We start from the raw sequence: 22,373 nt of genomic DNA on the forward strand, positions 1-22,373 counted from the left end.
ACAAAACTTCGACCCAATGTGGGTTTTTTTATATAAATAGTTAAAATTATGGATGGTATAACAATAGGGATAATAGCAGTGTTGGTTGGTGTAGCGATTGGCTTTGCTGTTGCAAAATTTATGGAAAAAGGGAAGGCCTCTAAAACCATACAGAGTGCGAAAAAAGAGGCTGAAAGGGTATTAAGAGATGCCAATGTAGAAGGAGAGAATATTAAGAAAGATAAAATATTTCAGGCTAAAGAAAAGTTTTTAGAATTAAAGGCAGAGCATGAAAAAGTAATTAACACCAAGGATAAAAAGATTGGTGAAGCGGAGAAAAGAACAAGAGATAAAGAGTCTCAAATTAGTAGTGAATTAGCAAAAAACAAAAAACTTAGCGATCAATTAGAAGCACAGATTAAAGAGGTTTCTTATAAGAATGAATTTTTTGATAAGAAACAGTCAGAATTAGATAAATTGCATAAAAATCAAGTACAACAGCTTGAGGTAATTTCCGGTTTATCTGCAGAAGAGGCTAAAGGGCAGCTTTTAGAATCACTTCGTGAAACTGCAAAATCTGATGCCATGTCCTACATGCAGTCTACCATGGAGGAGGCTAAATTAACAGCCCAACAAGAGGCTAAGAAAATCATTATAAACACAATTCAACGTATAGGAACAGAAGAGGCTGTTGAAAATTGTGTGTCTGTATTTAACCTTGAGTCAGACGATGTAAAAGGTAGAATTATTGGTCGTGAAGGACGTAACATTAGAGCTTTAGAGGCAGCTACAGGAGTAGAGATTGTAGTAGATGATACGCCAGAGGCAATTATTCTTTCTTGTTTTGATTCTGTACGTAGAGAAGTAGCTAGATTGTCCCTTCATAAATTGGTGACAGATGGGCGTATTCACCCAGCACGTATTGAAGAGATCGTTAAAAAGACTGAAAAGCAAATAGAACAAGAAATTGTAGAAATAGGAAAGCGCACGGTTATCGATTTAGGAATTCATGGATTGCATCCTGAATTAATTAGAGCGGTAGGTAGAATGAAATATCGTTCTTCTTATGGGCAAAACTTACTACAACACTCAAGAGAAGTTGCAAAACTTTGTGGTGTAATGGCAGCAGAGCTTGGTTTAAATACCAAGATGGCTAAAAGAGCTGGTTTATTACATGATATAGGTAAAGTTCCTAACACAGAGGCAGAGATGGAAACTCCGCATGCTATTTTAGGAATGCAATGGGCAGAGAAGTTTGGAGAAAAGCCAGATGTATGCAATGCTATTGGAGCTCACCATGATGAAATTGAGATGAAAAACTTAATTGCTCCAATTGTTCAGGTGTGTGATGCTATTAGTGGCGCACGACCTGGTGCAAGAAGACAAGTATTAGATTCCTATATACAGCGTCTTAAAGATTTAGAAGAAATAGCCTTTGGTTTTGGTGGTGTGCAAAAAGCATACGCAATACAAGCAGGTCGAGAACTACGTGTTATTGTAGAATCAGAAAAGGTAACTGATGATAAAGCGGCAGAATTATCTTTTGAAATTTCTCAAAAAATACAGACAGATATGACGTATCCTGGTCAGGTTAAAGTAACCGTAATCCGCGAAACTAGAGCGGTGAATGTGGCTAAATAGTCTATAAATTATATAATAGTAAAAAAGCGAACCTCAAAAGGGTTCGCTTTTTTTTGTTTCATAACTCGCCTGTTTTCAGATGCTTATTGCGTGTTTTAACAGAATATTTTGAATTTAGAGGTCTTGTAATTGTATCTTTAGAGAGACTAAAAACTATTATAATGACAACAAAAAAACTCTTTAATTATTCTATGTTAACTGTATTTGCAGCAGCATTAACATTTACTTCATGTAAGGAAAAACAAGAAGTTCCAAAAGAAGATGCAGCAATGTTATCTGTGGAATTTGAAAAGTATGAATTGGAAAACGGACTTGATGTAATTCTACATCAAGATAAAAGTGACCCTATTGTTTCTGTAGCTATTCAATACAATGTAGGGTCTAACCGAGAAAAAACAGGAAGAACTGGATTTGCACACCTTTTTGAGCATATGCTTTTTCAAGAATCGGAAAATGTTCCTCAAGATCAATTTTTTAAAAAAATTCAGGATGCTGGTGGAACCCTAAATGGAGGTACTTGGAAAGATGGTACGGTGTACTACGAAGTGGTACCTAAGAATGCTATGGAAACGGTGCTTTGGTTAGAGAGTGATCGTATGGGGTATTTGATTAATACAGTGACCGAATCGGCTTTTAATAATCAGCAAGAAGTAGTACAGAATGAAAAAAGACAACGGGTAGATAACAATCCTTACGGGCATGAAGGTTGGGTGTTAGATAAGAATATATATCCAGAAGGCCACCCTTATAACTGGCAGGTAATTGGAGAATTGGAAGATTTACAAAATGCCACGGTAGAAGATGTAAAAGAATTTTATGATAAATTCTATGGGCCTAATAATGCTACCTTGGTTTTAGCAGGAGATTTTGAAAAAGAAGATGCAAAGGCTTTGGTAGAGAAATATTTTGGGGAGATTAAAAGAAGGCAAGAAGTAGCGCCTCTAGAGCCTCAACCTGTCACTATTGCAGAAACGGTGAGATTATATCATGAAGATAATTTCGCTAATACGGCCCAGTTAAATATGGTTTGGCCCACTACCTACCAATATACAGAAGACGCATATGCTTTAGACTTTTTATCAGAATTGATTTCTAATGGAAAAAAAGCACCTATGTATAAGGTGTTAGAAAAAGAGAAAGAACTTTCTTCACGTTTTTATGCTTATAATAACTCTCAAGTACTTGCTGGAGAATTTCATGTAACCGTAACAGCTAATAGTGGTAAGAGTTTAAATGATATTGAAAAAGGAATGTTCGAAGCCTTTGCTCGTTTTGAGAAAGATGGTATTACAGATCGGGATGTAGAACGTATTAAAGCAGGATTAGAAACAGATTTCTATAATGGTATCAGTAGTGTTTTAGGAAAATCATTTCAATTAGCGCAATACAATACATTTGCTGGTGATCCTGGATTTATAGAGAAGGATATTGAAAACATTAAAAAGGTGACCAAAGAAGATGTCATGCGAGTATATGAAACGTATATAAAAGATAAGCCTTTTGTTATTACTAGTTTTGTTCCTAAGGGACAGATGGAATTAATTGCAGAAAATTCTACAAAAGCAGCTGTTGTTGAAGAGGAAATTAAAGAGAATGTTACCAAAGTTATTGAAGAAACTTCTGAAGAAATTGTAAAAACGCCTTCTAAAATAGATCGTTCTATAGCACCCAATCAAGGTGAAACTCCGACGCTAAACGTGCCTGCAAGTTGGACATCTACTCTAGGAAACGGACTTAAAGTGTACGGTATTGAGCAGAACGAAATACCAACCGTTAATTTTAGTTTGAGAATAGATGGTGGCCATCTTTTGGATGACATGGAGAAGAATGGAGTCGCAAATCTAATGACGGATATTCTAATGGAAGGAACTAAAAATAAGACTCCAGAACAATTAGAGGAAGAAATTGAAATGCTTGGAGCTAGCATAAACATGTATACGACCAATGAAGCAATTATTATGAGAGGGAACACCTTGGTTCGTAATTTTGATAAAACTATGGCATTGGTAAAAGAAATTCTTTTGGAACCTAGATGGGATGAGGCAGAATTTTCGCGTATTAAAACGAGTACGATTAATGGGATTAAACGTTCAGATGCAGATCCTAATACCGTAGCAGATAGAGTGTATAAGAAAATACTTTATGGAGAAGATCATATATTTAGCTACCCAACCAGTGGTACAGCGGCTTCTGTAGAAGCGATTACTATAGCTGATTTAAAAACTTTTTATACGAATAATTTTTCACCATCTATTAGTAGTATGCATGTTGTTGGAAAAATTGATGAGGCTACTGTTTTAGAAACCTTAAAAGAATTAGAAACCAGTTGGGCAGCAAAAGAGGTGACTATTCCAGAATATCCTATCGTAAATACTAGAGATAAGGCTTCTTTATATTTTGTTGATATACCAGATGCAAAACAGTCTGTTATTAGTATTGGTAATATTGGACTATCACGAACAGATAAAGATTTCTTCCCTGCAGAAGTAATGAATTATAAATTAGGAGGATCATTTTCAGGGAATGTAAACTTAATTCTAAGGGAAGAAAAAGGATATACGTATGGTGCGCGTTCTGGGTTTAGTGGAAGTAAGGTTCCAGGAACATTTACAGCATCATCTAGCGTACGTACAAATACTACAGGAGAATCTGTTAAGATCTTTAAAGATGAGATCGCAAAGTATAAAGAAGGTATTTCAAAAGAAGACCTAGACTTTACTAAAAATGCTCTAATTAAATCAAATGCACGTCGTTTTGAAACTCAAAGATCATTATTGGGAATGTTACAAGAGATGAGTGAATATGGTTTAGCGTCAGACTATATAGAAAAAGAAGAAGATGTTATTCGTACTATGACTTTAGAAGATCATAAAGCCTTAGCTAATAAGTTACTTAATCAAGATAAAATGGCTTATATCGTAGTGGGAGACGCCGCGACGCAGTTTGAACAATTTAAACTGATGGGCTTTGATGAAGTGAAACTAATCACTAAAGACGGCGAAGAATCTAATCTAGATTCCGCTAGGTATTAAAAATTATTCTATTTTATACTTTAAAAAGAGCGTTGTATTGCAACGCTCTTTTTTATTGTAATAGGGTTTGGTTAGTCGACCATAAATAAGGCATTTGCGAAAAACAATTTTCCGTTTTCCCAAAATCCTCGAAACAAAGGGTTGTCTACCATATAAACTACGTGACCACGGCCATAATTTTCAGTGCCAAATACAAGGGTATTCGCTATTCTTTTTCTAGCTTCACTACCTGCGAATCCTGCAGCAGGAGTTGTTTCTTCTTCTAAATACACTGCGGTGCCTTCTTTTAAATATTCAAAAGAATCATCTCCTAATTTTAACGTAAAATAACTATCACCATAGCCAAAGGCTAAAGGGTTTGTATGGTCTACTTTTGTTTTAAAGATAGCACCCGTAATTAAATCCTTAATCCCTTCTCGTTCAGAGTTTTCATACGTAATTAGGTGTTTAATTAAAGTACTGTCTTTTTCTGCTTTTTTACTTTTTATACTAAATCCACTTTTGCCTTCGAGGCCTTCAATAGCGCCACCCATAGCAATTAGTTTACCGCCATTTTTTACCCATTCCTTCAATTCTTTCTGGATGTTAGTATTCATAAAACTTCCATACCAACCATCTGGGAGGATTAATACATCATATTCTTCTAAATCTTCGGCATTTAAATAATCACTTTCTAATACCGTAACCGGGTATTTTAATTGTTGCTCAAAAAAGTGCCATACTTCGCCAAATTGTAAGGTGCTTGTTGGTTTTCCGGTAAGGACTGCTATATTATTTTTCTTTATTAGGTGTACAGAACTAGACCCAAAATCGTCACCACGATCTACAAAACCAGTAGAAGTGGGTGTTAGGTACTTCGTATGGTTAAAAGAAATCTCAGAAAGTTTTGCCGTGAAATCTTTTTTATTCCGATTGTCAGACTTCGTAATAATTAAACTCCCCCTATCGAATTTTTTTCCTTCAAGGGTAAATGGCTTTTTGGAAAATTTTACTTTGAAATTTTCTTTCAAAAGATCGGCTAAAAAACGAGCATCTTCCATTCCTTTCCACTCAGAAATATATGCATAAGTATCCTCTGAAATATTTGCGCCTTTTGGTGGGTATATGTTCCAAGTATTATCCGAAATAGAATTCACGCTAGCTTCGGAAGCTATAGCATCTAATCCGTATGCATAAGGTAAAGACCATGCGGTGATGTCATAAGTTAACGAGTCACTCAATTTAGCATTAGGCTCAAATAAAACTTTGACTAACGTACCTTTTGGTTGGTCTGTAGAAACTACTAAAGATTCGTTTTTTATTTTACGAGATTTAGTTTTTCCGCTAGTGTAATCAAAACCTTTGACTGTGGTAGCGTTAGACGATCCGTATTCAATTTCGTGTTGTTCTAGTAATTGGGTTAAAGCTTTTATCTTATCATTATCACCGTTTAATACGTAACTTTTATATTTGAAATTTTTGTTGGTGTAGAATTTTTTGAACTCTTCATTTAGTTTTTTTGCGTTACCAGAAGCAACTTCTACAGTAGATATGCCTGTGGTAAAATGGTGTGCAATCCTATCTTTTAACGTTAAGGTATCCCCGCTGCGAGTTAAAATACCTAATCCGGCACGGCCGCTACCACCTTGTTCGTAAGTCATTCCTATTGCTCCATTATACAATGGGTAGGTATCACCGTAGCTAGGGTAGAAAAGATCAAAGACTTCTTTAGTAAAATAAAACCATCCATTTTCATCAAAATATTTAGCATGGTTTTTACCAATAGTCACTTGAAAGTCTCTTTGGAAATTAGTAATCACCTCGTGATAAGGTTCTGCCGCAGGGGCAAAATAATAAGGAGAATCTACACCCTGTTCATGAAAATCTACATGTACATGTGGTAGCCATTGGTTGTATACTTTTAAACGTTGTTGACTTTCAACCTGCGTTAACCAGGCCCAATCTCTATTTAAATCGAACATATAATGGTTAGCTCTACCATTTAACCAACCCTCATGATGTTCTTTGCTTTTTGGATCAACATTGTTTGGGGTATTTCTGTTTTCATTATACCAATTCACATAACGATCACGTCCATCCGGATTAATACATGGGTCTATGATAACCACGGTATTTTTTAAGTAAGATGCTTTTTTTGTTAAAAGCTCATAAATGGTTTGCATTGATGCCTCAGTACTTACACTTTCATTACCATGTACATTGTAACTTAACCATACAATGGCTACTTCGGTATTGCCTTCCCCTCTTGTGTTTTTTAGGTGATTAGCGCGTATGGTTTCAATATTTTTCATATTCTCAGCAGAAGACACATAGGCTAGCATTAAAGGTCTTCTTTCATTGGTCTTGCCATAAGGTTTTAGTGAAACCCTATCAGAAACAGTTTGTGCCAAATAATTGTAATATGCTATAACTTCATGATGTCTAGAAAATTCGGTGCCTAGTTCGTAGCCTAAAAATTCTGAGGGAGATTTAATATTTTGAGCGTTGGTTGCAATGTAAGCAGTTAAAAAAAGTACGACTAAAATTTTTTTCATGTGGTGTTCGTTTGATTTTACTCAAATTTAACATTATTCTAAAGAAGAAATATAAGGGATATAAAAATTATTTTATGCTAGAAAATTTAACTTCTTAACGTATTTTTAGATTCTGGTATGCTTTAAGAATTTTACCTTTACAACCATTTTTAAATAGAATTATGAAGATTGATGGTATTCCATTCAAACAAACTGGGTATTTTTCAAAAATAATGTGTGATTATTTAGAAGAAGTAGACTCCTTAAAACCGTTTTATAATAGATTTCCAGCTTTTGAAAACTTTGAAGCGCAAATCATTGAAAAGCAGAAAAACTTTCCGAGTAGCCATAGAGAAATTCTTTCACAAGCATTAACAAACCAATATGCTCAGATTGAAACTAGTGCGGGTACTAAAGCGAACATAGCTAGTTTAAAAGAAGAAAATACATTTACTATAGTTACTGGGCATCAATTAAATTTGTTTACGGGACCCTTGTATTTTTTATACAAAATTATTGCAACTATAAACCTTACCAAGGCATTACAAAAAAAGCATTCCCAGTATAATTTTGTTCCTGTCTATTGGATGGCAACGGAAGATCATGATTTTGATGAAATTAATTACTTTAACCTAAACGGGAAGAAAATTCAGTGGAATAAAGATGCATCTGGTGGTGTAGGCCGTTTAGATACTAAAGGACTAGAATTATTGAGTGAAACATTAGCTGCGGAACTAGGAGGTGGTAAAAATGCAGAGTACCTCAAGACTCTTTTTGCAAATGCCTATTTAAATCATGCAAATTTAACGGAGGCCACACGTTTTTTAGCAAATGAATTGTTCAAAGACTACGGATTGGTTATTGTTGATGGAGATGACGCAGCCTTAAAACGCTTATTAAAACCTTACGTTCAATCAGATTTAGTAGAAGAGAAATCATTTAAAGCGGTAAGTACTACTATAGAGGCCTTAAATGCTTTGCCAGAGAATTATGGCATTCAAGTGAATCCTAGAGAAATTAATTATTTTTATCTTATTGATGGTGTTCGTGAGCGAATCATAGAAAAGGAAGGTGTCTACTTCGTAAATGATACTAACATTGCGTTTACAAAAGATGAGGTATTAAAAGAATTGGAAAATCATCCAGAACGTTTTTCACCTAATGTAGTTTGTAGACCTTTATACCAAGAAGTAATACTTCCAAACTTGTGTTATATTGGAGGAGGGGGAGAGCTTGCCTATTGGTTGGAGCTTAAAGCTTATTTCGATACCGTTGGCGTTACTTTTCCTATGTTACTTCTGCGAAACTCAGCTTTATTGGTTACGGGAAAGCAAAGCGAAAAGATAGCCAAGTTAGATTTGAATATTTCAGATTTGTTTTTGAAACAGAATACCTTTATTAATAAAAAGATTAGAGCGATATCTAATATTGATGTTGATTTTTCGCCTCAGAAAGAATTGCTGAAAGTTCAGTTTGAAGCGCTATATGATTTAGCTACACAAACAGATCAAAGTTTTTTAGGAGCCGTAAAGGCACAAGAGGTAAAGCAAGTAAAAGGATTAGAGAATCTTGAGAAACGCTTGCTGAAAGCACAGAAACGTAAACTAAAAGATCATGTGATTCGAATAACGGAAATACAGAATGATTTATTCCCGAACAAATCACTACAAGAACGGCAACAGAATTTTTCGCAATTCTATTTAGAATATGGGGATCAATTAATTCCTGCCTTGGTAGAAAATTTGAAGCCATTAAGCCAAGAGTTTACGATTCTTGAATTTAATTAACCTATGACCACAAATACGTTATTCAGTAGAAACCGTATTATTGCTATGGTAAGTTTTATTGCTATAATAGCGATATCTCTTATGAAGAGCGCCATGGAGTTGGAAGATGCAGAACAGGCTTATTTTTCGCAGTGGTTGCGATGGGGTTATGATGATCAGCCACCACTATATACTTGGTTGCAATATGGAGTTAATGCTATTTTAGGAGTTCAAATACTTTCTTTTTCTATAGTGAGAGCTATTATTTTTGCCTTCATTTTAGTATGCTTATTTAGGTTTAGTTTATCCTATTTAAAATCTGAGTCTAAATCAAATTTGGTGGTGTTTTCATTAGCGCTAGTTCCGGTGTTTATAGATTTTACGTTTAGAAGACTATCGCATACGTCCCTTCTGTGCTTACTTATCATTATTACCTATATTCTTATCCAAAAATTAATTCAGAAAAAATCGTTAATTAATTATCTTTTATTAGGTATAGTAATTGGTTTGGGTGTTTTAAGTAAGTATAATTATGTTTTTGTATTAGGAGCTTTAGGAGTAACTATGTTAATTGATAAAGAGGTAAGGCAAGTGCTGCTCAATCCGCGGATTTTGATGGCGATTTTTCTAGCGCTATTAATTGCGGCACCCCATTTTAATTGGCTTTTAGGAGATCAAAATTACCTACAAGAACTTCAGTCTAGTGTAGATTTAAAAACGTCTATGGAAGGCAAGAATAGTATTCCAGTTTTATCGCCTATTATTGCAATGGTTAAAAACATCATAATAATTATTGCGCCATTATTTGTGTTGATTTCTCTTTTAAAATGGCGAAAAAAAATAGATTTAAAATTTGCTCAACAAGATTGGTTGTTTAAAATGATGATTGCACAGATCATCATTATATTTTTATTTTTTGTGATGATGGGTGTTAATAAAACCGAAGAACGTTGGTTTCTGCCGTTGTTATTGCCTTTTTTACCTTTACTGATGAAGGTGATTGATTTTAAGAATGTTAAAAAAATAGAGCGTATAACTTTTATTTTGTTTTTGGTAGTTGTAGGGATCCAGACGATAAGAACACCCGTTGAAAAAATATTTAATATTCCTTCCGATGTACATTTTGGATTTCAACCAATATCAGAAATTTTAAATTCAAAATACCCTAAAGATATTTGGGTTCTTCCTAATGTTACCTATGCAGGAAACATCAGATTATTAAATACGGGTAGAGAAATATATGCCATGGATGATTTTTCTTTACCAGAATTTAAATTGCAAGGAAAAACAACGGTAGAGGTAGAGCTTGGTAAAGAGCAATTAAAGAATCAAAATCCTCAAGATAGTATTTTGGCTTTTGGAAGACGTAAACAGGCAATCTATTTTTTAAAACGCTCGGAGTAAATAACCAGCAACAATTAAAAATTTCAAAATGCACAACATTGATATAGAATTAGTTGAAATGACTCTGGATGTCATGAAGTATGTAATTAATAGAATTACAAAAACATCTCCCGAGCTTGGGCAACCAAAAAAAGAAGAAGAGCTAAAAGCTTTGGTGGGAGAAACTATTACTTCTGAGGGTATTGGTGGTGAAAAAGCTTTTCAATTATTCCGTGATGTCTTAGTGAAAGCAACAGTGCCTATAGATCATCCTAGACATTTGGCCTTTGTACCGGCATCACCCACCAGAGCAGCTATAATGTTTGATTTGGTGACTTCTGCCTCCAGTATTCATGGTGCTTATTGGATGGAAGGAGCAGGAGGTATTTTTTGTGAGAATGAAGCCATGCATTGGTTGGTTTCTTTAACCGGCATGCCGGAAGGATCTTTCGGAGTTTTTACGAGTGGAGGAACAGCCGCAAATTTATCCGCAATGGTAGCTGCGCGTGAAAACTGGAGGCAAGATCCCATAAATAATGATAGAAAAGGAATAATTATAGCCTCGGTAGGGGCGCATTCTTCTGTAAAAGCCATGGCTAAAGTTATGGATGCAGAAATACTCTTAGTCCCTTCTGAAGAAAGAATGGATGCGGGAGATTTAAATGGTTTATTTCAACAATTAACTAAGGAGAAGCAAGAGCGTGTATTTGCGGTGGTAGCGACTGCTGGGACCACAAATGCAGGAATTATAGACGATTTAGACGGTATAGCAGATTTTTGTGAGAATCAAAATTTATGGTTTCATGTAGACGGTGCATATGGTGGTGGTGCGTTGTTAGCAGATTCAGTGCGTCATTTGTTTAAGGGGATAGAAAAAGCAGATAGTATTACGATAGATCCTCACAAATGGCTTTTCTCTCCGTATGATTGTGGTGCTATTTTATATAAAAACCCAGAAATTGCAAAGGCTGCACATTCGCAAGAAGGATCATATCTTGAAATTTTCAAAGATGAAGGTGCACACGGTTTTAATCCGTCCGATTATCAAATACAGCTAACAAGAAGATTACGGGGGCTGCCTTTGTGGTTTTCATTAGCAATGCATGGTGTAGAAAAATATAAGTGGGCTGTAGAATGTGGAATTACATTAGCGAATACCGCAGGAGCGTTTATTACAAAAGATGAGCATGTAGAATTGGTTCGGGAACCTAGCTTGTCTTGTGTGCTTTTTAGAAGAAAAGGGTGGACTCCTGATGACTATAGAAACTGGACCTATGAGAATCACAGAAAAGGATTTGCATTAGTAACTCCTACAAAATGGAAAAATGGAGATGAATTTGAAACGGTTGCTCGTTTTTGCTTCATCAATCCAGATACTACGGAAAAAGATATTTTAGATATATTGGCTACGATGCATTAAGGTACTAGAAATTCGCCTTTCCAATAGTTGTCTTCTCTAGAATATCTAATTTTTATATGATTGGGTTGGTCTAGTTTTAAGTATTCAATTTTATGCGCTTCAATAGTAATGATGCAGAAATGGTTTTCGTCATTTAAATAATCTATGTCCTTCAAATTTTCAATAGCACTACCAGGAGCTATTGTTGTGGTATAGTCTTTCTTAGCATTGTCATTAACTTGATCCCAATACTTAGCTATTTTTTTATCGTTCTTAATTATGAATGCATTGCCTTCAATCTTTAATTGAATTCTTTTTTCAGGATGATAGAGTAAAATGCAAACTTTTGGGTTTTCAATAATATGAGTTACTTTCTTAGATCGTTTGTCTGTAAAGAAACTCAGTTCTAAGTCTTCAGAAAAATCGCGTAGTACTACAGTTCGTAAACGGGCCATTTTGTCTAGGCCCACAGTACCTAGGGTGCCCAATCTAAAAGGGTGTCCATACTCCGTTACACCTTTTTGTAACTCCTCTTTTAATTCGGAAAATACTGCTGTTGTCATATGAAGAATTTTTAGTTTAAAGATGTTTTTTGTCTGATAAAAAAGGCAGATAAAAGGCTTAAAAAAAGGGTGTTGGAAATTTTTATATAAATATAACGAAAAGAACCTTTTCTAAAATTTACATTTTACTATTTTTGCGGATGCAAAATAACGTCCTGATTTTAGATTTTGGTTCTCAGTACACACAACTCATAGCTAGAAGAGTTAGAGAGCTTAATATTTTTTGTGAGATTAAGCCTTACAATAAACTTCCTGAAGATTTATCAACCTATAAAGCAGTGATACTTTCTGGTTCTCCTTTTTCTGTGAGAGCAGAAGATGCACCACATCCTGATTTATCACAAATACAAGGTAAAAAACCGATGTTGGCAGTATGCTACGGAGCGCAATATCTAGCACATTTTCAAGGTGGTAATGTAGCGCCTTCAAATACCAGAGAATATGGTAGAGCTAATTTATCATTTATTAAAACAGACGAACCGTTCTTTGATGCTATCAATGTTGGTAGTCAAGTATGGATGAGTCACTCAGATACAATTAAAGAATTGCCGGCAAACGCTACACGTTTGGCGAGTACTAATGATGTAGAGAATGCCGCATATAAATTAGAAGGAGAAGAGACTTATGCAATTCAGTTTCATCCAGAAGTTTATCATTCTAAAGATGGAAAGCAACTATTAGAAAACTTTTTAGTACATATTGCAGGGGTGGCCCAAACATGGACGCCAGATTCATTTGTAGAAACTACCGTTGCACAATTACAAGAAAAAATAGGTACGGATAAAGTCATCTTAGGGCTTTCAGGAGGGGTAGATTCTTCTGTAGCTGCAATGCTATTGCATAAGGCAATTGGTAAAAATTTACACTGTATATTCGTAAATAACGGATTATTGCGTAAAGATGAATTCCCTAGTGTATTGGAGCAATATGAAGGAATGGGGCTTAACGTTAAAGGCGTAGATGCTTCGGCACGCTTTTTGGATGAGTTGGCAGGAGAGAGTGATCCAGAAAAGAAGCGTAAGATAATTGGACGTGTTTTTATTGAAGTATTTGACGATGAATCTCATTTGGTAGAGGATGCAAAATGGTTAGCCCAAGGTACAATATACCCAGATGTTATTGAGTCTGTATCAGCAACGGGTGGACCATCGGCAACTATTAAAAGTCACCATAATGTAGGGGGGTTACCAGATTTTATGAAATTAAGTGTGGTAGAACCGTTACGTATGTTGTTTAAAGACGAAGTACGAAGAGTAGGAGCTAGTATGGGCTTAGACCCTTTATTGTTAGGTAGACATCCTTTTCCTGGTCCTGGTTTAGCCATCAGAATCTTAGGAGATATTACACGAGAAAAAGTGGCTATTTTACAAGAGGTAGATGCTATTTTTATTAACGGCTTAAAAACAGCGGGACTTTATGATAAAGTTTGGCAAGCTGGAGCCATGCTTTTACCTGTAAATAGTGTAGGAGTAATGGGCGATGAAAGAACTTATGAAAAATGTGTAGCTTTACGTGCTGTAGAAAGTACGGATGGTATGACTGCTGACTGGGTAAATTTACCTTATGAGTTTTTGCAAAAGACATCTAATGATATTATAAATAAAGTTAGAGGTGTCAATAGAGTGGTGTATGATATTAGTTCAAAACCACCAGCAACTATTGAGTGGGAATAAGAATAGAAAATTAGAGTACTAATAATTTGAAGTAAACATTTATTGAAGCAACAGGATTATACAAGTGTAATTTTTGGAGCTTCAATTATAGAGGATCAATACTAAAGAAAATAAAGAAAGATGCAGAGACCATTCGCGAAATACTTTTTACCAACACTATTGTTTATGTTGGTAAGCTTTTCGGCAGTAGCTCAGAAATTTACAACACATGCTGTAAAAAAAGGAGAAACTATTCATAGTATTTCTACACAGTATAAAACAACACCAGAGCGTATTCTAAGCTTAAATAAAGAAATAAAAAATGTAGCGGAATTAAAACCCAGTACCATTTTAATTATTCCTTTAGATGCTAAAGCAGCAGAATCTTCTGGAGTTGCCGTCAAGACAGCGGGTGGTGCTACAGCAGGAGAGGTTATACTTGTGCAAGAAGAGCCTACAAGTTTTATTTCTTATAAGGTTAAAAGAAAAGATAATCTATTTAGACTAGCAGAAAAATTTGATGTGAGCCAGGATGCTATCAAGAAATACAATAAAGAATTGTATTCTGTGCAATTGAAAAAAGGAATGACGTTAAAAATTCCTAAATTCAAAAAGATGAAGCCTGAGGAGAATCCTTTTAATAGTGATCTTTTTGAAATGTATACAGTAAAACCAAAAGAAACCAGATGGTCTATCGTAAACAAATACGGTATTACTATTGATAGTTTATTGGTACTTAATCCAGACCTATCAAAAGAAGATACCTATTTGGCATCGGGTCAGGAATTGCGTTTGCCTAAAAAAGCAGGTAGTACTATTGCAGATCAAACTTCTCAGTTATTTATTTCGTACACCGTTCCGGCAAAAAAAGGATTCTATAGTATTGAAAAAGAATTTGGAGCTACCGAAGCAGAAATTAAAGTCTTAAATCCTGAAGTCAAAGATAGAGGCTTGCAAGAAGGTATGGTGATTAGAATACCTCAGAAAAAAACGGATAAAAAGTCGGTTAATACGGAGAATTTTAATTTCTATGAAGTAAAACAAGGTGAAGGGGAGTATTCTTTAAATAGAAAATTAGGACTTTCGTACAAAGAATTATTGGCTTTAAATCCGGAGCTGCAAAATGGTTTGAAAGCAGGAATGGTTTTAAAAATTCCGAAAGATAGTGATGGAGATTTTGAAGTAAAAAACTCATTAATTATCGAGAATGTAGATCTTGTTAGTAAAATGAATTTAGCAACAAAACCCAACTTGGTGTTATTATTACCGTTTAGGTTGGATATGATAGATGTGAGTAATAAGACAGCTGCTAGTGATGCTATTGTCAAAAGAAAAGATGCTAATTATAGCCTAGGGCTCTATAGTGGAGCATTGGTGGCATTAGATTCTATTAAAAAATTAGGATTAAATGTGAATGTATCTGTTTTTGATACCGAGAAAAGTGTTGAAAAAACTAGAGCATTATTGGCTAAGCCAGAACTTAAAAATGCGGATGCTATAATAGGTCCTTTAGATTCTCAGTCATTACAAGAGGTTGCGGTTCGTGTAGGGCAAAACCAAATTCCAGTGATAGCGCCGTTGCCAGCTAAAAGCGATATTAGTCTTTCCAATGTATTTTATACAGTGCCTTCTGATAATGATTTGATGAAACATATGTTTTCTTATGTAAAAGAAAATGTAGGAACAGAAAATATAGTGGTTATTGCTGATGATGAGCATAAGGCAACAAAGGAATTGATTCTCAAAGAATTTCCAAATGCAAAGTCTTTACAGTTGGTAGAGAAATATGCAATGAAAAATAAAATTGTAGCTTTACTATCTTCCAGTCAAGAGAATTGGGTTTTCTTAGAAACAGATCAGTTAAATACTATTAATAGTGTAATTTCTGTATTGAATGCTTCTATTACTGATAAAAGAAAAATTCGTGTATTTACTACCAATAAAGGAAAAGCTTTTGATAGTGATAAAATAAATCACACACACCTTTCTTATTTATCATTTACGTACCCATCTGTTGATGGGGAAGATAAGGCAGATTCTTTTGAGGCTGCTTATAAGAGAATGAACAAAGGGAAATCTCCAGATAAATTTGCACGTAGAGGTTTTGATATTACGTTTGATGTTTTATTAAAATTAGCGTACAAACAAAATCTTTTTGAAGCTTCAAAATTTGTTGGGGAAACAAAGTATAGTGCAAATAAATTCAATTACACAAGAGAAGGCGCTGCAGGATACCGCAATCATTCCAGTTATATTATGGCGTATGACGAAATGTGGATTAAACAATTAGATTAAAAGATGACATCAAAAGTTACCTATTTAGGAGCATTAAGTAATAGCTGTGAGCATATGGCTTCCGGAAATAAATTTACAACAGATGCTCCTGTTGATAATAATGGATTAGGGCAAGCATTCTCGCCCACAGATACAGTTGCAACAGGCTTAGCAAGTTGTATGATGACTATGATGGGTATTAAAGCAAATGGCCTAGAGGTAGATTTAAAGGGTGCTACAGCGGCAGTGACAAAACATATGGCAATAGATCCTAGAAGAATTTCTAAAATAGAAGTAGAGCTACATTTGCCAAATGCTATTTCTGATAAAAACAGAAAAATATTAGAGCATACAGCAAATACCTGTCCTGTTCATTTTAGTTTGCATCCAGATATTGAAAAAGTAATAACATATCATTGGGATTTATAAAAATTTTATCCGCGTTTTTATTCTTTTTTGTTTTGCCGCTTTCAGCGCAAGATGAAGACATCATTTTATGGAATGCCGATGTCAAATTAAGTTGGGCAGATTTTAAAGGGGAGCCTACAAATACTAGGGCTGCAGCGGTAACGGCAAGCGGATTAACGTATAGTTTTTCTACACTTCGTAAAAATGATGCTGCTGTGGAAGTAAATTTTGAAGTAAAATCACATTTCTATCCTAAGGAATCTTGGTACCGGCCAGAGGTGTGTAATGATGTAATTTTGAAGCATGAGCAGTTGCATTTTGACATTACAGAGTTATATGCCAGGAAATTTTTAGAACGCTTGAATAAGGCAAGATTTACTGATAAGGCAAAAGCGGAAGTAAAAGCCATTTATAATCAAATCAATAAAGAGCTCAATGAGTATCAGAATCTGTATGATTCTGAAACTAATTTTTCTCGTAACCGAGACCAGCAAGAAGCTTGGCAGATTAAACTTCAGAAATTATTGAGCAACTAATTTGCAATGTTTTAAACATCGCAAATTAGAAAGCCTTGTTTCAAAGAGTCAATTTTATCTTCTCTTTCAGGTATAAATTCCTGAGCAACATACCCCGTATAGCCAGTAGCGAGAATAGCTCTCATAATTGCTGGGTAATATAACTCTTGAGATTCATCAATTTCATGTCTTCCCGGAACTCCAGCAGTGTGGTAGTGACCAAAGTACTGATGGTTATTTTGAATGCTTCTGATAATGTCTCCCTCTTGAATTTGCATGTGATAAATATCATACAGTAATTTAAAACTTTCAGACCCTAAACCTTTACAAAGTTCAATTCCCCAAGCTGAGGTGTCACACATATAATCAGGATGATTCACTTGATTAAATAACTCCATTTGTATAACTACGCCATGCTTCTCTGCCAAGGGCATTATTTTAGATAGTCCGTCAATACAATTTTGTAACCCTATTTTATCGTCCATTCCTCTTCGGTTGCCGCTAAAACAGATGAGGTTGGTGTACCCGGCCTCAGCTACTTTCGGAATCATTTCAGAATAATTTTTGATTAATACCTCGTGGTACTGCGGGTCATTCCAGCCCTCAGTAAGGCTTATTTCGGCACCATTACACATGGTGGAGTGAATGTTGTATTTTTTTAATAGAGGCCACTCTTTTGGTCCCATTAAATCTACAGCTTTAACACCCAGTTCATTTAATGTAATTAAAAAATCTTCTAATGGAATTTTGCCAAAACACCAATGGCAAACGCTATGATTAATATTATTTTTCAAAACAAAGTCTTTCTTTTTGGAAGTCACAGCGGTGTTTGCAGCTTGGCAAGAAACAATACCTAATGATCCAACAGCAGCAGTTCCAATGAATTTACGTCTTTCCATTTTCCGATAGTTTAAGTGATAAGAATCAAATATATAGTATTTTGATCAATAAATGTAAGTTAGACATTTAATAAACTTAGCGAACATCTTTTTATCATTTTGAAATTCTTTTGCATAAATGATAAGAAAGTATTCGTGAAATTGATGCTGTAATTTAAAGTTTTCTATTTTTAAAACAATAAGTTTACACCTCACTTTTGAAAAGTTTTTAAATCCGTCATTTTCATGGAAATACAACCAAATACAGATAAACTTATAGAGTTAGCGCATTATCGTATGCCGTTTGGGAAGTATAAAGGCCGCTATTTGGTAGCGCTTCCAGAGCCGTATTTAATATGGTTTCAGCAAAAAGGGTTTCCTGAAGGTAAGCTAGGAGACTTATTAAAAGCCATGACGGAGATTAAAATAAATGGCTTAGAAGGTCTTATCTATAAAATTCAGAAAGATTTTCCTAAACAATAAGCAATATATGTGGTAGCAATTTGTATTTTTGCTTGCGTTAAGAAAACAACCTAACGCTTCATGTCACAGACAAAATATATTTTCGTAACCGGTGGGGTTACCTCTTCGCTCGGTAAAGGTATTATTGCAGCTTCTTTAGCCAAACTATTACAGGCCAGAGGCTATAGAACCACCATCCAAAAATTAGATCCATATATAAATGTTGATCCAGGTACATTAAACCCTTATGAACATGGGGAATGTTATGTGACTGATGATGGTGCAGAGACCGATTTAGATCTTGGCCACTATGAGCGTTTTTTAAACTCTACAACTTCTCAAGCCAACAATGTTACGACAGGTAGAATATACCAGAGTGTTATTGAAAAAGAGCGTAGAGGAGAGTTTTTGGGTAAAACAGTACAGGTTGTTCCTCATATTACTAATGAAATTAAAGAGCGAATCCAGATTTTAGGTAAAAGTGGCGATTATGATATCGTGATTACCGAAATAGGAGGTACTGTTGGTGATATTGAGTCCTTACCATACATTGAAGCGGTACGCCAATTACTTTGGGAATTAGGAGATACTAATGGTATCGTAATTCACTTAACATTAGTTCCTTACTTATCTGCTGCAGGCGAGCTTAAAACAAAGCCTACACAACACTCCGTTAAAACATTGATGGAAAGCGGTATTAAAGCAGATATCCTTGTGTGTAGAACAGAGCATGAGATTTCTGATGAGATTAAGCATAAATTAGCTTTGTTTTGTAATGTAAAACGAGAAGCTGTTATTCAATCTATAGATGCATCTACTATTTATGATGTGCCTATTTTGATGCAAGAGGAAGGTTTAGATACGGTAACCTTACAACGTTTAGGTTTGCCAGATACTACAAGACCGAACCTTGATCAATGGAATCAATTTTTGAATAAGCATAAAAATCCCAAACATGAAGTTACCATTGGTTTGGTTGGTAAATATGTAGAATTACAAGATTCATACAAATCTATTTTAGAATCTTTTATTCACGCCGGAGCTGTGAATGAAGTAAAGGTTAATGTACGTTCTATTCATTCAGAACACATTAACGATAAAAATTTCGAAGCTAAATTAAAAGGGTTAAACGGAATTTTAGTTGCGCCTGGTTTTGGAGAGAGAGGAATAGAGGGTAAGATCAAAGCAGTACAATATGCAAGAGAAAATAAAATTCCGTTTTTAGGTATTTGTTTAGGAATGCAAATGGCTGTGATTGAATTTTCTCGAAACGTATTAGGGTACACAGATGCTACTTCTACAGAAATGTTAGAGAGTACAGAGCATCCTGTTATTAACTTAATGGAAGCGCAAAAAAATATTACCAATAAAGGAGGTACGATGCGTTTAGGGAGTTGGGATTGCGAATTGAAAAAAGGAAGTCTTGCTAGTAAAATTTACCACGGGGCTACAGAAATATCTGAACGTCACCGCCATCGTTATGAATTTAATAACGATTATAAGGAAGAAATAGAGAAGGCAGGAATGATAGCCTCTGGGATAAATAAAGAAACGGGACTTGTAGAGATTGTAGAAATTCCTACCCATCCATGGTTTGTTGGTGTACAATACCACCCAGAATATAAGAGTACGGTATTAAATCCGCATCCCTTATTCGTTGGCTTTGTGAAAGCAGCATTAGATCATAAAATATAAGATTACCTGCCACTATGGCACAAACAATAGAATTGGGGCTATATTTGCATCGGTTCAAAATAGAAATGCGCAACAATAGCATTAGATTTATTTAATAGTGATAAATGGAAGAAAAGAAATTAGACGTTAAGTCGATAATTGGTTTTGTATTAATTTTTGGAATATTACTTTTTATGTTTTGGCAAAACCAGCCATCAGATGAAGAGGTAGCCGCAAAAAAAGCAGAACAAGAGCTAATTGATGCTAAAGCTCAGGAGCAAAAAGTTGAAACAAATACCGAAATAGAAAAAGCACCAGTACTAAACTTACAGGATTCTACGGCTGTAGCAAATTATAAGAGTACCATTGGAGCCTTTGGTTTTACAAAGCCTTCAGAAGGAACTACAGTTCTAGAAAATAGTCTTGTTTATTTAGTTATAAGTAATAAAGGAGGCCAGATTATAGAGGCTAAGATGAAAAATTTCAATACTTATGATTCTATTCCCGTTTACTTAGTAAAAGATGGTAATGCTTCATTCGCTTTAAATTTTTCTACTAGTGATAATCGCAATTTAAATACTGCTGATTTATTTTTTGAGCCCTCTTTAACTACAAGTGGTGCTAACCAAGTGCTTTCTATGAAAGCTAAGGTTTCTCAAAATCAGTTTTTAGAGTACCGTTATGAAATGAAACCAGATGATTATTTGGTAGATTTCTCTATAAAATCTCAAGGATTAAATAGTATTATTAATGCTCAAAAGCCAATTAATTTAGATTGGAAACTAAAAGCAATCCGTCATTCTAAAAGTATAAAATACTCTAACAGATATACAAGACTTACCTACAGTCATGAGGATGGTAAGATTAGTAAATTGTCGGATAGTAGCGATGAGGATGATGAAACGGAAGAGAATGTAGAATGGTTATCATACCGTCAGCATTTCTTTAGTTCTATTTTGGTCACAGATACTCCTTTTGCAACCGCAAATTTGTCTTCTAAGAATTTAGTAGAAGATGAGTCGCATACGCAAAAATATATGAAAGATTATGCTTCTGAGGCACCACTGAAATTAGTAGGAGGTGAATTAAGCTATGCAATGAACTGGTATTATGGTCCTACGGATGTAAAGGTATTGGCGCAATACAAAGAATTAAATTTAGAAGATTCTATTCCTTTTGGTTGGGGAATCTTTGGGTTGATTAACAGGTATGTGTTTACTCCGTTATTTACTTTTTTAAGTGGAATGTTGCCTGCAGGGATAGCGATTATCATTATGACTATAATGGTACGTTTGGCCATGTCTCCAGTAACGTATAAATCCTATTTATCTCAAGCTAAAATGAAGGTGTTAAAACCTGAAATTGCAGAGATCAATGAGAAATACAAAGACAATGCTATGAAAAAGCAGCAAGAGACCATGAAACTGAATAGCAAAGCAGGGGTAAGTCCATTAAGTGGATGTATTCCAGCATTAATTCAGATGCCTATTTTTTACGCACTGTTTAGTTTCTTTCCAACTTCTTTTGCCTTACGTCAAAAGCCATTTTTATGGGCAGATGATTTATCATCTTATGATGTAATAGCTCAGTTGCCATTTACAATACCTGTGTATGGTGATCATGTTAGTTTGTTTCCAATTCTAGCATCTATTGCAATTTTCTTTTATATGATGATGACTACAGGACAGAATATGACACAACAACCGGGAATGCCGAACATGAAGTTTATCATGTACCTTTCTCCATTAATGATGTTAGTATTCTTCAACGGGTATGCTAGCGGATTGAGTTTGTATTACTTTATCTCTAACTTAATTACTATATTTATTATGTTAGCGATCAAGAATTTCATCATTGATGATGCAAAAATACATGCACAAATTCAAGAGAATAAGAAGAAGCCTAAGAAAGAAAATAAATTCCAACGTAAAATGCGTGAGATGATGGAACAGGCAGAAGCTCAGAAAAATACAGGAAAAAAGTAAGCTAGATTTGTTACAAATAAAAAAAGCTCCTTAGTCAAGTTTATACTTGCTTAGGAGCTTTTTTATTGCGGTTTGTTTGGTAAGATTTGGGACTTCAAAGATGCGACAAAGACTAAGTTTTTTAAAATAATAGTTGCCAAATGCCCATTTCTGTATATTAAATAAACCTATGGTGTTGTAACATAAAAATATAGGGTATAAAATAAGAGGCTTACTAATTATATTAGTAAGCCTCTTTGCTATATTGTT

At 34.8% G+C, this 22,373-nt stretch carries 15 protein-coding genes; 12 read left to right on the forward strand and 3 right to left on the reverse strand.

The features are described 5' to 3' along the window. Positions 1 to 48: 48 nt before the first annotated feature. Entirely contained in the window at positions 49 to 1,620 is a 1,572-nt protein-coding gene (rny, locus tag M666_RS10330; RefSeq protein ID WP_024479907.1) for a ribonuclease Y, read from the forward strand. A gap of 161 nt (positions 1,621 to 1,781) precedes the next feature. Beyond that, the gene (locus tag M666_RS10335; protein WP_029445793.1) at positions 1,782 to 4,652 is read left to right on the forward strand and encodes a M16 family metallopeptidase; all 2,871 of its coding nucleotides are present in this window, start codon (positions 1,782 to 1,784) and stop codon (positions 4,650 to 4,652) included. Between the two features lie 71 nt (positions 4,653 to 4,723). Here M666_RS10335 and M666_RS10340 read toward each other — a convergent pair whose 3' ends face one another. Continuing rightward, a complete protein-coding gene (locus M666_RS10340) occupies positions 4,724 to 7,186 on the reverse strand; it encodes a M14 metallopeptidase family protein (protein WP_029445794.1) in 2,463 nt (820 codons plus the stop codon). A gap of 161 nt (positions 7,187 to 7,347) precedes the next feature. Here M666_RS10340 and bshC point away from each other — a divergent pair, with 161 nt between their 5' ends. The 3 genes from bshC to M666_RS10355 are packed head-to-tail and all read left to right on the forward strand — an operon-like array spanning position 7,348 to position 11,734. After that, the gene (bshC, locus tag M666_RS10345) at positions 7,348 to 8,952 is read left to right on the forward strand and encodes a bacillithiol biosynthesis cysteine-adding enzyme BshC (protein WP_029445795.1); all 1,605 of its coding nucleotides are present in this window, start codon (positions 7,348 to 7,350) and stop codon (positions 8,950 to 8,952) included. Between the two features lie 3 nt (positions 8,953 to 8,955). After that, positions 8,956 to 10,335 (forward strand): ArnT family glycosyltransferase, encoded by a 1,380-nt coding sequence (locus M666_RS10350; protein WP_029445796.1) that lies wholly within the window; start codon positions 8,956 to 8,958, stop codon positions 10,333 to 10,335. Between the two features lie 28 nt (positions 10,336 to 10,363). Next, positions 10,364 to 11,734 (forward strand): pyridoxal phosphate-dependent decarboxylase family protein, encoded by a 1,371-nt coding sequence (locus M666_RS10355; RefSeq protein ID WP_029445797.1) that lies wholly within the window; start codon positions 10,364 to 10,366, stop codon positions 11,732 to 11,734. Here M666_RS10355 and M666_RS10360 read toward each other — a convergent pair. Further along, positions 11,731 to 12,276 carry a pyridoxamine 5'-phosphate oxidase family protein gene (locus M666_RS10360; protein ID WP_029445798.1) on the reverse strand — a complete coding sequence of 182 codons (546 nt, stop codon included), beginning with the start codon at positions 12,274 to 12,276 and terminating at the stop codon, positions 11,731 to 11,733. The two genes, M666_RS10355 and M666_RS10360, sit on opposite strands and share 4 nt — an antisense overlap. Before the next feature lie 140 nt (positions 12,277 to 12,416). On the opposite strand from M666_RS10360, the gene guaA reads away from it, so the two are divergent. The 4 genes from guaA to M666_RS10380 all read left to right on the forward strand — a co-directional run bounded on the left by guaA (position 12,417) and on the right by M666_RS10380 (position 17,146). After that, a complete protein-coding gene (gene guaA, locus M666_RS10365; protein ID WP_024479914.1) occupies positions 12,417 to 13,949 on the forward strand; it encodes a glutamine-hydrolyzing GMP synthase in 1,533 nt (510 codons plus the stop codon). 120 nt (positions 13,950 to 14,069) lie between these two features. Then, on the forward strand, positions 14,070 to 16,223 hold the full coding sequence (locus M666_RS10370) for a LysM peptidoglycan-binding domain-containing protein (RefSeq protein WP_029445799.1): 2,154 nt from the start codon (positions 14,070 to 14,072) through the stop codon (positions 16,221 to 16,223). Between the two features lie 3 nt (positions 16,224 to 16,226). Then, on the forward strand, positions 16,227 to 16,631 hold the full coding sequence (locus M666_RS10375) for an OsmC family protein (protein WP_024479916.1): 405 nt from the start codon (positions 16,227 to 16,229) through the stop codon (positions 16,629 to 16,631). A gap of 32 nt (positions 16,632 to 16,663) precedes the next feature. Beyond that, positions 16,664 to 17,146, forward strand: a complete 483-nt coding sequence (locus tag M666_RS10380) for a DUF922 domain-containing protein (RefSeq protein WP_226989901.1) — start codon at positions 16,664 to 16,666, stop codon at positions 17,144 to 17,146. 11 nt (positions 17,147 to 17,157) lie between these two features. On the opposite strand, the gene M666_RS10385 is transcribed toward M666_RS10380, so the two are convergent. Then, positions 17,158 to 18,024, reverse strand: coding sequence for a hydroxypyruvate isomerase family protein (locus M666_RS10385; RefSeq protein ID WP_029445801.1), 867 nt, complete (start codon positions 18,022 to 18,024; stop codon positions 17,158 to 17,160). 225 nt (positions 18,025 to 18,249) lie between these two features. On the opposite strand from M666_RS10385, the gene M666_RS10395 reads away from it, so the two are divergent. From M666_RS10395 to yidC, 3 genes are all read left to right on the forward strand, one after another. After that, positions 18,250 to 18,486: a DUF3820 family protein gene (locus M666_RS10395; RefSeq protein ID WP_024479919.1), complete on the forward strand. Its 237-nt coding sequence runs from the start codon at positions 18,250 to 18,252 to the stop codon at positions 18,484 to 18,486. Between the two features lie 60 nt (positions 18,487 to 18,546). Beyond that, positions 18,547 to 20,160 (forward strand): CTP synthase, encoded by a 1,614-nt coding sequence (locus M666_RS10400; protein ID WP_029445803.1) that lies wholly within the window; start codon positions 18,547 to 18,549, stop codon positions 20,158 to 20,160. 104 nt (positions 20,161 to 20,264) lie between these two features. Further along, complete coding sequence (gene yidC, locus M666_RS10405) at positions 20,265 to 22,124, forward strand: membrane protein insertase YidC (protein ID WP_029445804.1); 1,860 nt, start codon at positions 20,265 to 20,267, stop codon at positions 22,122 to 22,124. Positions 22,125 to 22,373 lie beyond the last annotated feature (249 nt).

The organism is Cellulophaga baltica 18, from assembly GCF_000468615.2.
Taxonomy (GTDB): domain Bacteria; phylum Bacteroidota; class Bacteroidia; order Flavobacteriales; family Flavobacteriaceae; genus Cellulophaga; species Cellulophaga baltica.

Bases quoted from the DNA above. Each gene is read 5' to 3' on its own strand.
- guaA (WP_024479914.1), top strand. From the start codon at position 12,417: ATGCAAAATAACGTCCTGATTTTAGATTTTGGTTCTCAGTACACACAA.
- bshC (WP_029445795.1), top strand. From the start codon at position 7,348: ATGAAGATTGATGGTATTCCATTCAAACAAACTGGGTATTTTTCAAAA.
- M666_RS10375 (WP_024479916.1), top strand. From the start codon at position 16,227: ATGACATCAAAAGTTACCTATTTAGGAGCATTAAGTAATAGCTGTGAG.
- M666_RS10395 (WP_024479919.1), top strand. From the start codon at position 18,250: ATGGAAATACAACCAAATACAGATAAACTTATAGAGTTAGCGCATTAT.
- M666_RS10360 (WP_029445798.1), bottom strand. From the start codon at position 12,276: ATGACAACAGCAGTATTTTCCGAATTAAAAGAGGAGTTACAAAAAGGT.
- M666_RS10370 (WP_029445799.1), top strand. From the start codon at position 14,070: ATGCAGAGACCATTCGCGAAATACTTTTTACCAACACTATTGTTTATG.
- yidC (WP_029445804.1), top strand. From the start codon at position 20,265: ATGGAAGAAAAGAAATTAGACGTTAAGTCGATAATTGGTTTTGTATTA.
- rny (WP_024479907.1), top strand. From the start codon at position 49: ATGGATGGTATAACAATAGGGATAATAGCAGTGTTGGTTGGTGTAGCG.
- M666_RS10355 (WP_029445797.1), top strand. From the start codon at position 10,364: ATGCACAACATTGATATAGAATTAGTTGAAATGACTCTGGATGTCATG.
- M666_RS10385 (WP_029445801.1), bottom strand. From the start codon at position 18,024: ATGGAAAGACGTAAATTCATTGGAACTGCTGCTGTTGGATCATTAGGT.
- M666_RS10335 (WP_029445793.1), top strand. From the start codon at position 1,782: ATGACAACAAAAAAACTCTTTAATTATTCTATGTTAACTGTATTTGCA.
- M666_RS10350 (WP_029445796.1), top strand. From the start codon at position 8,956: ATGACCACAAATACGTTATTCAGTAGAAACCGTATTATTGCTATGGTA.
- M666_RS10400 (WP_029445803.1), top strand. From the start codon at position 18,547: ATGTCACAGACAAAATATATTTTCGTAACCGGTGGGGTTACCTCTTCG.
- M666_RS10340 (WP_029445794.1), bottom strand. From the start codon at position 7,186: ATGAAAAAAATTTTAGTCGTACTTTTTTTAACTGCTTACATTGCAACC.